The following is a 13,436-nucleotide window of genomic DNA, read 5'->3' as shown; positions in this document are numbered from 1 at the left end:
ATGACCATGCTCTCGCGCCGCCGCTTCCTCGCCTCGACCGCGGGCTTCACCCTCGCCCTCGTGCTGCCCACTCCCTTCGCCCGGGCGCAGGGCGCGCCGCCGGACCTGCCCGCCACGCCCAACGCCTTCATCCGCGTGGGCGCGGACGATACGGTGACGGTCATCATCAAGCATCTCGAGATGGGCCAGGGCCCCTACACCGGCCTTGCGACGCTGGTGGCCGAGGAGATGGACGCGGACTGGAGCCAGATGCGCGCCGAAGCGGCCCCCGCCGACGATGCGCTCTACAAGAACCTTGCCTTCGGGGCGCAGGGCACCGGCGGCTCGACCGCCATCGCCAACAGCTACATCCAGATGCGCAAGGCGGGTGCTGCGGCCCGCGCCATGCTGGTCGAGGCCGCAGCCGAGGAATGGGGCGTGGCGGCCTCCGAGATCGCCGTCCGCGCGGGGCGGCTCTCGCATCCCGGCGGCAAAGAGGCGGGCTTCGGCGCCTTCGCGGCCGCCGCGGCCGAGCGCGCGGTGCCGCAGGATCCGCCGCTGAAGGACCCGTCGCAGTTCGTGCTGATCGGCGGCACGGGCAAGCGGCTCGATTCCGCCGCCAAGTCGGACGGCACCGCCGAATTCACGCTCGACATCTACCGCGAGGGGATGCTGACGGTCGTGGTGGCCCATCCGCCCGCCTTCGGCGCCACCGTGGCCTCCTATGACGATGCCCGCGCGCTGAAGGTGAAGGGCGTGGAGATGGTGCGCCAGATCCCCGAGGGGATCGCGGTCTATGCCCGCAACACCTTCGCCGCCATCAAGGGCCGCGACGCGCTGGAGATCCGCTGGGACGAGAGCAAGGCCGAGCGGCGCAGCTCCTCCGCCATGCTGGAAGACATGGCCGGTGCGCTGGCCGAGGCCCGGGTGGTCGAGGAATCCGGCGACAAGGGCGCCATCGAGGGCGCCGCCGAGGTGCTTCAGGCCGATTACCGCTTCCCCTATCTCGCCCATGCGCCGATGGAGCCGCTCGATGCGGTGATCGAGGTGAAGGAGGGCCGCGCCGAGCTCTGGTATGGCTGCCAGTTCCCCTCGATCGACCGGCCGACCGTGGCCCAGACCCTCGGCCTTCCGATGGAGTCCGTCAGGATCAACGTGCTCCTCGCGGGCGGCTCGTTCGGGCGGCGCGCGCAGGGCAACGGGCATCTCGCCGCCGAAATCGCCCATATCGCGCAGGCCGCCGGGCGCGACGGCGCCTTCAAGCTGCTCTGGACCCGCGAGGACGATCTGAAGGGCGGCTACTACCGCCCGATGACGCTCCACCGGCTGCGTGCCGGTCTCGATGCCGAGGGCCGGATCGTCGGCTGGGAGAATGCCGTCGCGAACCAGTCGATCATGGCAGGCACCGCGCTCGAGGCCTTCATGCAGGACGGGCTGGATCCCAGCTCCTACGAGGGATCGAACGATCTGCCCTACGACGTGGGGGCGCGACGCATCTCCTGGGCGCGGGTGGAAAGCCCGGTGCCCGTGCTCTGGTGGCGCTCGGTCGGCCACACGCACACGGCCTTCGCGGTCGAGGTCTTCCTCGACGAGGTGCTCGAGCGGGCGGGCAAGGATCCGGTGCAGGGGCGGCTCGATCTGATGACGCCCGAGGCGGGGCGCTACCGCGGCGTGCTGGAAAAGGTGGCCGAGATCGCGGACTGGCAGGGCCGCACCCGCGAGGGACGCGCCTATGGCGTGGCGGTCGCCAAGAGCTTCGGCACCTATGTGGCCCAGATCGTCGAGGTCGAGAACGGCGGGGCGCTGCCGAAGGTCACGCAGGTCTGGTGCGCCGTCGATTGCGGCGTGGCGGTCAACCCCGACGTGATCCGCGCCCAGATGGAGGGCGGCATCGGCTATGCGCTTTCGGCCGCGCTTTACAGCGCGATCACGCTCGATGGCGAGGGGCGGGTGCAGCAGTCGAACTTCGACGATTACCGCCTGTTGCGCATCCACGAGATGCCGCAGGTCCATGTGGCGATCCTGCCCTCGACCGAGCCGCCCACCGGCGTGGGCGAGCCCGGCGTGCCGCCGCTTGCCCCGGCCGTGGCGAATGCCTGGCGCGCCCTCACGGGTCAGCCGGTGCGCCAGCTTCCCTTCGCGCAACTTCTGTCCTGAGGTGACCATGCGCCTTTCCTTCCTCGCCGCAGCAATGCTCGCGGCGGCCCCTGCGCTCGCGCAGGACCTGCGCGGGCCCGACGCCTTCGCCGACATCGCCGACGAGGGCGCGCGCTCCGAGGCCCTCTTTGCCGAGATGGGCAAAGTCCTCACCCATCCGCGCTGCCTGAACTGCCACCCCGTCGAGGGCGGCCCCACGCAGGGCGACCGGATGCAGGCCCACAACCCGCCGGTGGTTCGGGGCGCGGCCGATTTCGGCGCGGTCGGGATGAACTGCACCACATGCCACGGGTCGCGGAACGTCTCCTTCACCGGCAGTCCCGGCAGCATCCCGGGCCACGAGCCTTGGGCGCTGGCACCGATCAGCATGGGATGGGTCGGCCGCAGCCTGGGCGAGATCTGCGCGCAGATGAAGGACCCCGAACGCAACGGCGGCAAGACGCTGGAACAGCTGCACGAGCACAATGCAGAGGACGGGCTCGTGGGTTGGGGCTGGGACCCCGGCGAGGGCCGCGAGCCCGCGCCCGGCAGCCAGAAGATCTTCGGCGAGCTCACGCGCGCCTGGATCGACAGCGGCGCCGCCTGCCCCTCCTGATCCCGGTGACCGCCGCCGGCCGGGGTCGGTCCGGCGGCAGCGCGGCCGCGCCGACCAGCCCCGGCCGATGCTCCTTGGATACGAGCAGCTTGGCCAGATGCACCGCCGACAGGATCGGGCAGGTGCGCAGCATCCCCGGTCGACGGCAAAGCGGGTCGCCCCAGCGCCTTCGGCAGCCGGTCGCGCTGTCGGCAGGCGTCCGTGGGGCGGATGAGGCTGCGCCCGGAGATCCCGTCGCGCGACCGGCGGCAATCGATCTTGCCGCCCTCGATGGCCGAGGTCAGAGGCAGCTCGCCCACATCGATGGTCACATGGGTCATGTACTGGCGCCCCGGATGGTCGCTGTGGTTCCCGAGCCCCTCGGGCCGGACGTTGCGCGAGGCGCCCGCCCCGGACGGTAGAGGCACCGCCGAGCATCCGGCGCCGGAAGCGATGGGCGGCGGGATGGCCGTCGCCCGACAGGCTTCAGGCTCCTCATCCGCGCGGTCGCGGCGCCGGCTTCCGGCCTCGATCAGCGCGAGGCTGAGCCCGCGTCCCACGAGGCGGCTGACGATGGCGAGCCGGCCGGGCCGCGGCCCGCCACCGCACCGTCGAAGGGGGGATCCGACGGTCCGCCGCCCAACCAGCATCAACCCTCGGGCAGCCATCCCGCGTGCCGGACGATATGCCGGAACCAGCCTTCTCCCCACGGGACTGTCGGCAGATCCTGTCCCTGAGCAGCCGGTTTGCCCGCCGCTGCGCAGCGATCGGGCGCAGGCCGGATCCTCGCGGAGCGCGCCGTCGAGAGCGGTTAAGGCTCCCCTTCCGAGGGGCGCAGACGTCTCTCATCCTGAGGGAGAGAGTGCCCCTTGCCCGGACCCTGACGACGGATGCCGGCGGAGGGGGAAGGATGACGGAGATTTGGCGCAGCTGGGGAGCCTTGAGCGACGCCGCGGCAGGCCCGGGCGGCCCGGCGCCGGAGGGGCTTGGCGGCAGCGCGGGCGCAGGCTAGAAGGACCCGCGACACGAGCGTCGGGAACCGACGATCTTCAGGAGGCTGTGCGCCGCGCCCCGGGCTTTCTTGCCGGGCCGGGCGCAGCATGAGGAGCAACGCCGGAGCCGTCAGGCGGGCGATCCAGAAGGGGCACTGCATGTCCTGGCGCAGCGAGACGCCCGAAGACGCGACGCCTCCGGACGAGGCCCTCCCGCCCCGGTCGCGCCCCGTGCGCGACTGGCTCAGCCGCAACCGCACCGTGCTGCTCGCGCTGGTGACATGGGTCGTGTTCGCGGCAGTCGCCTACACGACCTACCGGATCACGGGCGACATCCGCTACAAGGACATCCTGCACGCGCTCGAGGCGACGACCTGGACCGACATCCTGATCGCGGGCTTCTTCACCGTGGTGAGCTTCGTCCTGCTCGCGGGCTACGATGTCAACGCGCTGCGCCATCTGGGCAAGCAGGCCAATCTGGTGCAGGTGGGCATGATCGCCTTCAGCGCCTATGCGATCGGCAACACCGTGGGGTTCGGCCCGCTGTCGGCCGGGGCGGTGCGCTACCGCGGTTACAGCCGGCTCGGCCTCTCTGGCGAGCAGATCGCCGGCGTGATCGCCTTCGTGACCCTCTCCTTCGGCCTCGGTCTGACGGTCACCACCGCGCTCGCGGCGCTGGTGGCGGCCGATCAGGTGGCGGGCTTTGCCGGTCTCACGCCGCAGATGCTACGGCTTCTGTCGGCGGCCCTCCTGCTCGCGCTGACGGTGGCGGCCGTGATCCTCTGGCGCAGCGACGGGTGGCTGCGGCCGCACATGCCGCGCCCGGGCATCGCACTGGGCCAGCTGGCCATCACCGCGGCCGATCTCATGGTCTGCGCCACTGTCCTCTGGGTGCTCCTGCCGCAGGATCTGGAGGTCAGCTGGATCTCCTTCGTCATCATCTATGCCATCGCCATCGGCCTCGGCGTGCTGAGCCACGTCCCGGCGGGACTGGGCGTCCTCGAGGCGGTGATCCTGACCACGCTCGGCGGCTCGACGGGGACGGACGCTCTGCTGGGGTCGCTCGTCCTCTACCGGGTTATCTACCATGTCGTGCCCCTCCTGATCGCGGTGGTGGTGGTGGCCTGGACCGAGGCGCTCGAGGCGTTCCATTCGCCGCGCCTCGAATGGGCGGAGCGGATGGGCACGCTGCTCGCGCCCTCGCTCCTCGGCTCGCTCGCGGTGATCTGCGGCGTCATGCTGATCTTCTCGAGCGTGATCCCCGCGCGCGAGGCGAACCTCGTCTGGCTCGCGGGCTACGTCCCCGCCCTGCTCATCGAAGGGGCGCATTTCCTGTCGAGCCTGATCGGCCTCGTGCTGTTCGTCGCGGCCCGGGGCCTCACGCAACGGCTGGACGGCGCCTACTGGCTGACGCTGGGTGCGGCGAGCGCGGCCTTCCTCTTCACCTTCGTCAAGGCGCTGGCCCCCTACGAGGCGGTGATGCTGGCCGCCCTGATCGGCTTTCTCCTCCTGAGCCGGCCGCTCTTCGACCGGCCCGCCTTGCTCTTCTCGCAGACGCTGACGCCGCCCTGGATCGCGGGGATCGCCACCGTGGCCATTTCGGCCATCACGATCCTGCTCTTCGTTCAGAAGGACGTGGCATACAGCCACGACCTCTGGTGGCAGTTCGAGATCTCGGCCGAGGCGCCGCGCGGGCTGCGCGCCCTTCTGGGCGTAGTGGTGCTGTCGGCGCTGATTGCGATCCGCAGCCTGCTGCAGCCCTCCCGCCCCGAGCCCGGGATGCCCGACGAGGCCGAGCTGCAGAAGGCGCTCGCCATCGTCGAGGGGCAGGACATGGGCGAGGCCAATCTCGTGCGGATGCGCGACAAGAGCCTGATCTTCTCGGACGCGGGCGACGCCTTCCTCATGTATGCGGTGCAGGGCCAGTCCTGGATCTCGCTCTTCGGGCCCATCGGCGCCCCGCGCGCGCAGGCCGAACTGATCTGGCGCTTCATCGAGACCGCGCGCGCCAAGGGCGGCCGGCCGGTCTTCTATCAGGTGCCGCCCTCGCTTCTGCCGCTCTGCGCCGACGCGGGCCTGCGCGGGCTGAAGCTGGGCGAGCGGGCGGTGGTCGATCTCGAGGCGATGGACCTGCAATCGAGCCAGTGGGCCGAGCAGCGGCAGGCCCTGCGCAAGGGCGAGCGGATGGGGCTGGCCTTCGAGCTGCTGGAGCCCGCCGACCTCGGCCCGATCCTCGACGAGCTCCAGCAGGTTTCGGACGCATGGCTCGCGCATCACGACACCCGCGAGAAAGGCTTCGCCCTCGGCCGGTTCGAGCGCGACTATGTGGCCGAGCAGCCGGTGGCGGTGCTGCGCGCCGAGGGACGCATCGTGGCCTTCGCCACGGTCATGCAGACGGGAACGAAGGCCGAGGCCACGCTCGATCTGATGCGCTTTGCCCGCAGCGCGCCGCCGGGCTCGATGGATGTGCTGCTGTGCAACCTGCTGGTCGAGATGAAGCGGCAGGGCTTCCGCAGCTTCAACCTCGGGATGGCGCCGCTGTCGGGCATCACCGCACATCAGGCCGCGCCGTTCTGGAACCATCTCGGCCAGTCCGTCTTCGAACATGGCGAGCGGTTCTACAATTTCCGCGGCCTGCGGTCCTTCAAGGCCAAATACCGTCCCGACTGGCAGTCGCGCTACCTCGTGACGCCGGGCGGGGTCTCGCCTCTGGCGGCACTGGTCGATGTCACGCTGCTGATCGGCGGCGGCCTCCGGGGCGTGATGCGGAAGTGAGCCGCGCGGCTGCGGCCGGAGCCGCGCCCTCCGCAGCACCCGAGGCCCGCGGCGGAATGCCGCAGCGCCGGTGCCCGAAGCCCTTGCTGCAGGGCGGCAGAGGCCGCAGGACCGACCGTGGCGGCCGATCCCCGACCGGCGAGACACTGGACGCTCGCCCCCCGGAGGTCATTATCGCCTCACGGGCCCGGCTGCCCGGTCCACGGGAGACTCAGTCCATGATGCGCGCCCTCCTTCCCTTCCTCCTCGCACCGGCGCTGGCCTGTGCGCCCGCGATGGCCGAGACGCCGTTCGAGAAGCTCAAGGCCCGCTTCTTCGCCGAGGAGACCGAGGGCATCGCGCGCTCGAACGGGCGGATCGAGGCGCAGACGGTGGATGTGGCGGCCAAGCTCGCCGGGCGCGTGACCGAGGTGCTGGTCGCGGAGGGCCAGATCGTGTCGCCCGGCGATCCGGTCGCGCGGCTCGACGACCGCGATGCGCAGGCGCAGCTTCTGGCGGCCAAGGCCGCGCTCATGCGCGCCCACGCGGGCAAGAGCGTGGCCGAGGCGAGCGTGGCGCAGGCGGACAGCGCGCTCACCGTGGCCGAGACCAACCGGGACCGGGTGGTGCAGCTGCACGCCGACAAGCATGTGTCGGACGCGGTGCGCGACGATGCGGTCAATGCCGCCGTCTCGGCCGAAGCGGCGCTGAAGATGGCCCGGGCGCAGGTGACGGAGTCCGAAGCGCTGATCGCTGCCGCCGAGGCCGACCTCGCCCGCGCCGAGATCGCGCTCGAGGATCTGACGATCGCGGCCCCGGTGCGCGGGCGCGTGGTCTACCGGCTGCGCGAGCCGGGCGAGGTGGTGGCGGCCGGCGCGGCGGTGGTCTCGATCCTCGACCTCTCCGACGTCTACATGAACATCTACCTGCCCGCCGCCGACGTGGGGCCGCTGGTGCTGAACGACGAGGCGCGGCTGATCCTCGATCCGGTGCCGCGCTACGTCATCCCCGCCACCGTCACCTTCATCTCGCCCGAGGCGCAGTTCACGCCGAAGTCGGTCGAGACCGCCTCGGAGCGCGAGGATCTGGTGTTCCGGGTGAAGCTCCGGGTGCCGCCCGAGCTGCTCTCCCGGTTCGAGACCCAGATCAAGACCGGCGTCCGCGGTCTGGGCTTCGTGCGCACCGAGCCCGGCCGCGACTGGCCCGCCGATCTGGCCGTGAAGCTGCCGGACTGAGGGCATGGAGAGCGTAGCCGAGATCGCGGGCGTCTCGCACCGCTACGGCACCGTGACCGCCCTCGATGCGGTCAGCCTCGCCATTCCCGCGGGCCGGATGGCGGGGCTGATCGGGCCGGACGGGGTGGGCAAGTCCACCCTTCTCGCGCTGGTCGCGGGCGTGCGGCGGCTGCAGGGCGGCGGGCTCACCGTGCTCGGCCACGACATGACCCGCCGCGCCGAGCGGCAGGCGGTGGCGCCGCGGGTGGCCTACATGCCGCAGGGGCTCGGGCGGAACCTCTATCCCACCCTCACGGTGCGCGAGAACCTCGAGTTCTTCGGCCGGCTCTTCGGCCAGAAGGCGCCGGAGCGCGCGCAGCGGATCGAGATGCTGCTCCGCGCCACGGGCCTCGACCCCTTCCCCGACCGCCCCGCCGGCAAGCTCTCGGGCGGCATGAAGCAGAAACTTTCGCTCTGCTCGGCGCTGATCCACGACCCGGACCTGCTGATCCTCGACGAGCCCACGACCGGGGTCGATCCGCTCTCGCGCCGTCAGTTCTGGGAGCTGATCGCGGCCATCCGCACCCACCTGCCGGGGATGAGCGTCCTCGTCGCCACCGCCTACATGGAGGAGGCCGACCGGTTCGACTGGCTGGCCGCGATGGACGGGGGCCGCGTGATCGCCACCGGCAGCCCGGCCGAGCTGCGCGCCCGCACCGGGGCCGCCACGCTCGAGGCGGCCTTCATCCGTCTCCTGCCCGGCGGGGCCGATGCCGCCCCCGTCATCCTGCCGCCGCGGGGCGATGCGCCCGACGCCACCCCCGCCATCGAGGCGCGCCACCTCACCAAGCGGTTCGACGACTTCACCGCGGTGGACGATGTGAGCTTCACCATTCCCGAGGGCGAGATCTTCGGCTTCCTCGGCTCGAACGGCTGCGGCAAATCCACCACGATGAAGATGCTGACCGGCCTTCAGGACGCGACCGAAGGCGAGACGCGGCTCTTCGGCGAGCGGCTGGGCGCCGCCGACATGCAGAGCCGGATGCGCATCGGCTACATGTCGCAGGGCTTCTCGCTCTATGGCGAGCTCACCGTGCGGCAGAACCTGACGCTCCATGCCCAGCTCTATGCCCTGCCCGCCGCGCGGCGCGCGCCCCGGGTGGCCGAGGTCATGGCCGAGTTCGATCTGGCCGAGGTCGCCGATCAGAAACCCGAGAGCCTGCCGCTCGGCATCCGCCAGCGCCTCCAGCTCGCGGTGGCCACCATCCACGAGCCGCGGATCCTGATCCTCGACGAGCCCACCTCGGGCGTGGATCCGCTCGCGCGCGACGACTTCTGGCGCAAGCTCATCGTGCTCTCGCGCGAGCGCGGCGTGACCATCTTCATCACCACCCATTTCATGAACGAAGCCGAGCGCTGCGACCGCATCTCGCTCATGCATGCGGGCCGCGTGCTCGAGATGGGGACGCCGGCCGAGATCGTGTCCCGCCGCGGGGCAGCCACGCTCGAGGAGGCCTTCATCGCCTGCCTCGAGGAGCAGACCGGCTCGGCCGGCGGCGAGGCGGCGGCCATGGTGCCGCCCGATCCCGCCCCGCCCGCGGGGCGAATGCGGCAGGCGCTGACCCGCGCCGGGGCCTACAGCTGGCGCGAGACGCTGGAGCTCGTCCGCGACCCGATCCGGCTCTTCTTCGCGCTAGCGGCGCCGGTGATCCTGCTGCTGACCATGGGGTTCGGCATCTCCTTCGACGTGAACCGCCTGAGCTTCGCCGTCAACGATCAGGACCGCAGCGCCGAGAGCCGCGCCCTCGTCGACGAATTCGCGAGCATCCGCCAGTTCGACCGGCGGGCGGACTTCGCCAGCCGGGCCGATCTCGATGCCCGCATGACGCGCGGCGCGGTGACAGTCGCGCTCGAGATCCCCGACGGCTTCGGCCACGACCTCCGGCGCGGCACCGTGCCCGAGGTCTCGCTCTGGATCGACGGGGCCATGCCCTTCCGCGCCGAGACCGCGCGCGGCTATGCGGCGGGCGTGCTGCAGACCTTCGCGGCCCGGCTCGCGCGCGAGGAGGGACGCGGCACAGCCTCGCCGGTCACGGTCGAGACGCGCTTCCTCTACAATCAGGCGTTCCTCTCGGCCAATGCCATGGTGCCCTCCATCATCATGCTGATCCTGATGCTGGTGCCCGCCATCATGGCCGCGGTCTCGGTCGTGCGCGAGAAGGAGAGCGGCACCATCGCCAACTTCCGCTCGACGCCGGTCGGGCGGGCCGAATTCCTCGTGGGCAAGCAGCTGCCCTATGCCGTGATCGCCTGGGGTAGCTTCTGGGTGCTGTTCCTTCTGGCCCGCCTGCTGTTCGAGGTGCCCTTCTCGGGCGATCTGGGCGCGCTCGCCGCGATCTCGGCGGTCTATGTGGTGGCGACAACGGGCTTCGGGCAGTTCATCTCCTCCTTCACCGCGACGCAGGTGACGGCGGTCTTTGCCACCGCGATCATCACCATCATCCCCACCATCAACTTCTCGGGGCTGATCGTGCCGGTCTCGTCGCTGGCCCCGGCCGCGCGGATGCTGGGCCGCGCCTTCCCCGGCGCGTGGTATCAGCCGGTCTCGGTCGGCAGCTTCGTCAAGGGGTTCGGCTGGGCCGAGCTCTGGCCTGCGGGGCTGATGATGCTGGGCTTCTGCGCGGCCTATCTCGCGCTCTCCGTCCTCGCGCTGCGCAAGCAGGAGGCCTGAGATGGGCGGACAGAGCCTGAAGAACATCCTGCGGCTCACGGTCAAGGAGCTGCGCGCGATCCGCGGCGACCGGGTGATGATCGTGCTGATGATCTATGTCTTCACCGTCGCCACCTGGCTCGTGGCGGGCGCGGCCGACACCGACATCAAGAACCTCTCGGTGGCGGTGGTGGACGAAGACCGGAGCCAACTCTCGGACCGTCTGGCGGGCGCGATCCGCGCGCCGCTCTTCACCCCGCCCGAGCTTCTGACCGCCGCCGAAGCCGAGGCCGCGCAGAATGCCGGGCGGCAGGTACTGGTCGTCTCGATCCCGCCCGACTTCGAGCGGAGCCTGCGCCGCGGCGATCCCGCCACGCTCCTGATCCTGATCGACGCCACCGCGGTCGCGCAGGCCGGCAACGGCGCGAGCTTCCTGCGCCAGCTCCTGCTGGACGAGGTCCAGAGCTACCTCGCCCCCGGCGCGCCCGCCGCTGCGCTCGTCGCGGTAGAGACGCGCAACCGCTTCAACGAGAACCTGACCGGCAGCTGGTTCACCGCCGTCATGCAGCTGATGAATTCGGTGACGATCCTCACGCTCATCCTGTCGGGCTCCTCGATGATCCGCGAGCGCGAGCACGGCACCATCGAGCATGTGCTGGTGATGCCGGTGCGCCCGCACGAGATCGTCTTCTCGAAGGTGCTGGCCACGGGCGCGGTGATCCTCCTGGCCTCGGTCCTGAGCCTCGCCTTCGTGATCGAGGGGGCGATGGGGGTGCCGATCGAAGGCTCGCTCGCGCTCTATGCCGGAGGCGCCGCGCTCTATGTGGTGGCGGTGGCGAGCCTCGGGCTGATGCTGGCCTCGTTCACGCAGAACATGGGCCAGTTCGGCCTGCTGGTGCTGCCCGTCATCATCGTGATGTTCATGCTCTCGGGCGGGATCACGCCGCTCGAGTCGATGCCGGGCTGGCTGCAGGTGGTCATGCGGCTCATCAGCCCCTCGCCGCATTTCGTGGCCTTCGCCCAGTCCGTCCTCTACCGCGGGGCGGGCCTCTCGCTCGTCGTCTGGGAGATGGCGGCGATGGCCGCGATGTCGGTCGTGGCGCTGGCCATCGTTCTCGCCCGCTTCCGCAAGGTGCTGGCGGGCTGAAGGGCGCGAAGGCGGCGGCCCTTCGGGGGCCGCGCGGCGCGGCGCGCAGTCCGGACGCGGCTCCTGCGCGACCTATCGCGGGCATCAGGGCCGGGCGGCCGGCCGCACCCGCCGATCCGGGATCAGAGCGCCATCAGCGCCTTGCCCAGTTCCTGCACGAGGATGCTCGCCCCCGAGACGAAGAGGAGCAGGATCAGCAGGCGCTTGAACTGCGCGTCGGTGAGCCGCGCGAAGAGCCGGACGCCCACCTGTGCCGCGAGCATCGTCACCGGCAATGCGCCCGCGATCAGGAGGAGCGTCTCGGCGGTGTAGGCGCCCTGGAACGCGAGGAGCACCACCGTCGCGCCGAGGATGGTGACGTTGAAGGGCTGCATAACCCCGCGCTGCTCCTGCCGCGTCCAGGCATGGAGCGTGCACCACATGGTGGGCAGCGCCCCCGAGAGCGAGGCCGCGCCTCCGAGAAAGCCGCCGGAGAAGCCCACCGCCATATCGGCCACGGGCATTCGCAGATCGAGCGCGGGCAAGGTGCGGCGGAAGGCGAAGAAGAGCCCGTAAAGCCCCATGAAGCCACCGATAACCAGCTTCAGCCACCCCGCCTCGACATATTGAAGCGAGAGCACCCCGAGCGGGACCGCCACGAGCGCGGGCAGCACGAAGCGCAGGATGCGCCGCGGCTGGCGCGAGATCGCCTCGCGCACGGCCCAGAGGCCGGGCAGCCCGCTCGTCACCGACATGACCGCCGAGATCGCCACGGCCTGCGCCGGCGGCAGGATCTCGAGCCAGAAGGCCAGCGCGAAGAGCGCCGTGCCGAAGCCCGCGAGCCCGTTGACGAACCCGCCCGCCGCCGCGCCGAGCCCGAAGAGAAGGAGGAAGTCGAGGGTCACGAAAGGGCTCCGTCAGAGGGAAGAAGGGTCGAGCACGCCGATGCCCACCGCCTGCACCAGCTTCTCGTGCAGGATGCGCAGGACGCGCGGGCGCGCATTGTCGGCCCGGCTGCTGAGGCCGAGCTGGCGTCGGAGCCCGCCCGCGTCGAGCGGGATGTGCTTGAGCGGCAGAGGGTTGATGTGATCGACACAGGGACGCGGCGCGATGGAGACGCCGAGGTTCGCCAGCACCATGCTCGAGATCGTCTCGAGGCTCTCGAGCTCCATGCTCTCGCGCACCTCGATCCGGCGCTGCTGGAGCCAGGCCTCGATCAGCCCGCCCACCACCGCTTGCCGCGAGAAGCGGATGAAGGGCTGCGTGGCCAGCAGTTCCAGCGGGTCGTCGCTCGCCGTGTCGTGCGAGGCCAGAAGCTCGAGCGGCTCGTCGGCCACATGGTTCCAGACCATCCGCCGCGGCACCACATGGGGCCGCGTGAGCACCGCCGCATCGAGCGAGCCGCGCTCGACCTGCTGGAGGAGGTTCGTGGTCAGCCCCGGCACGATGGTCACGCTGAGCGCCGGAAAGTCGCGCTTGAGCAGCGTCACCGCGACCGGGATGAGCCCGATCAGCGTGGTGGGCACGGCGCCGAGCCGGATCGTGCCCTCGACGCTGCCCTCTCCCGTCACCGCGAGCGCGAGCCCGTCGTAGGCCGCCACCACGTCGCGCGCGCGGCTGACGAAGGCCTGCCCCAGAGGCGTCAGTTCGGGGCTGCGCCGCGAGCGGTCGAAGAGGCGGATGCCGAAATCCTCTTCCAGCTTCTGCATCTGCTGGCTGACCGCGGCATGGGTCAGGAACACCGACTCCGCCGCCGCGCTGAAGGTCCCGTGCTCGCTGACCGCGATCAGCGTGCGGAGCATCCGGATCGACATCCGCCCCTCTCTTTCGTCAGATTTTCTTACATCACATGTCAGCTTTTATTTGTTTTTATTAGATTAGCTTTCGATTAGCCTGTCAATGGGAACAGGTGGAGCCTCGCCGAACCGCT

General features: G+C 70.7%; 8 protein-coding genes. 6 read left to right on the top strand and 2 right to left on the bottom strand.

Annotation, left to right across the window (positions count from 1 at the left end; genetic code table 11):
* From RSP_RS16470 to RSP_RS16445, 6 genes are all read left to right on the top strand, one after another.
* A complete protein-coding gene (locus RSP_RS16470; protein ID WP_011339094.1) occupies positions 1-2,136 on the top strand; it encodes a xanthine dehydrogenase family protein molybdopterin-binding subunit in 2,136 nt (711 codons plus the stop codon).
* Positions 2,137-2,143: 7 nt separating this feature from the next.
* A complete protein-coding gene (locus RSP_RS16465) occupies positions 2,144-2,731 on the top strand; it encodes a hypothetical protein (protein ID WP_011339093.1) in 588 nt (195 codons plus the stop codon).
* A 1,130-nt stretch (positions 2,732-3,861) separates the two neighbouring features.
* Positions 3,862-6,477: a bifunctional lysylphosphatidylglycerol flippase/synthetase MprF gene (mprF, locus tag RSP_RS16460; RefSeq protein ID WP_011339092.1), complete on the top strand. Its 2,616-nt coding sequence runs from the start codon at positions 3,862-3,864 to the stop codon at positions 6,475-6,477.
* Between the two features lie 218 nt (positions 6,478-6,695).
* Positions 6,696-7,691: an HlyD family secretion protein gene (locus RSP_RS16455; protein WP_011339091.1), complete on the top strand. Its 996-nt coding sequence runs from the start codon at positions 6,696-6,698 to the stop codon at positions 7,689-7,691.
* A 4-nt stretch (positions 7,692-7,695) separates the two neighbouring features.
* Complete coding sequence (gene rbbA, locus RSP_RS16450) at positions 7,696-10,401, top strand: ribosome-associated ATPase/putative transporter RbbA (protein WP_017140331.1); 2,706 nt, start codon at positions 7,696-7,698, stop codon at positions 10,399-10,401.
* A 1-nt stretch (position 10,402) separates the two neighbouring features.
* Positions 10,403-11,527, top strand: a complete 1,125-nt coding sequence (locus tag RSP_RS16445; RefSeq protein ID WP_011339089.1) for an ABC transporter permease — start codon at positions 10,403-10,405, stop codon at positions 11,525-11,527.
* Between the two features lie 122 nt (positions 11,528-11,649).
* Here RSP_RS16445 and RSP_RS16440 read toward each other — a convergent pair whose 3' ends face one another.
* Positions 11,650-12,411: a sulfite exporter TauE/SafE family protein gene (locus RSP_RS16440; protein WP_011339088.1), complete on the bottom strand. Its 762-nt coding sequence runs from the start codon at positions 12,409-12,411 to the stop codon at positions 11,650-11,652.
* 12 nt (positions 12,412-12,423) lie between these two features.
* Entirely contained in the window at positions 12,424-13,320 is an 897-nt protein-coding gene (locus RSP_RS16435; protein WP_002723694.1) for a LysR family transcriptional regulator, read from the bottom strand.
* Positions 13,321-13,436 lie beyond the last annotated feature (116 nt).

The organism is Cereibacter sphaeroides 2.4.1 (assembly GCF_000012905.2).
Taxonomy (GTDB): Bacteria; Pseudomonadota; Alphaproteobacteria; order Rhodobacterales; family Rhodobacteraceae; genus Cereibacter_A; species Cereibacter_A sphaeroides.
Note: the sequence above shows the minus strand (reverse complement) of the source record. Positions and strands in the feature narration are given on the sequence as shown.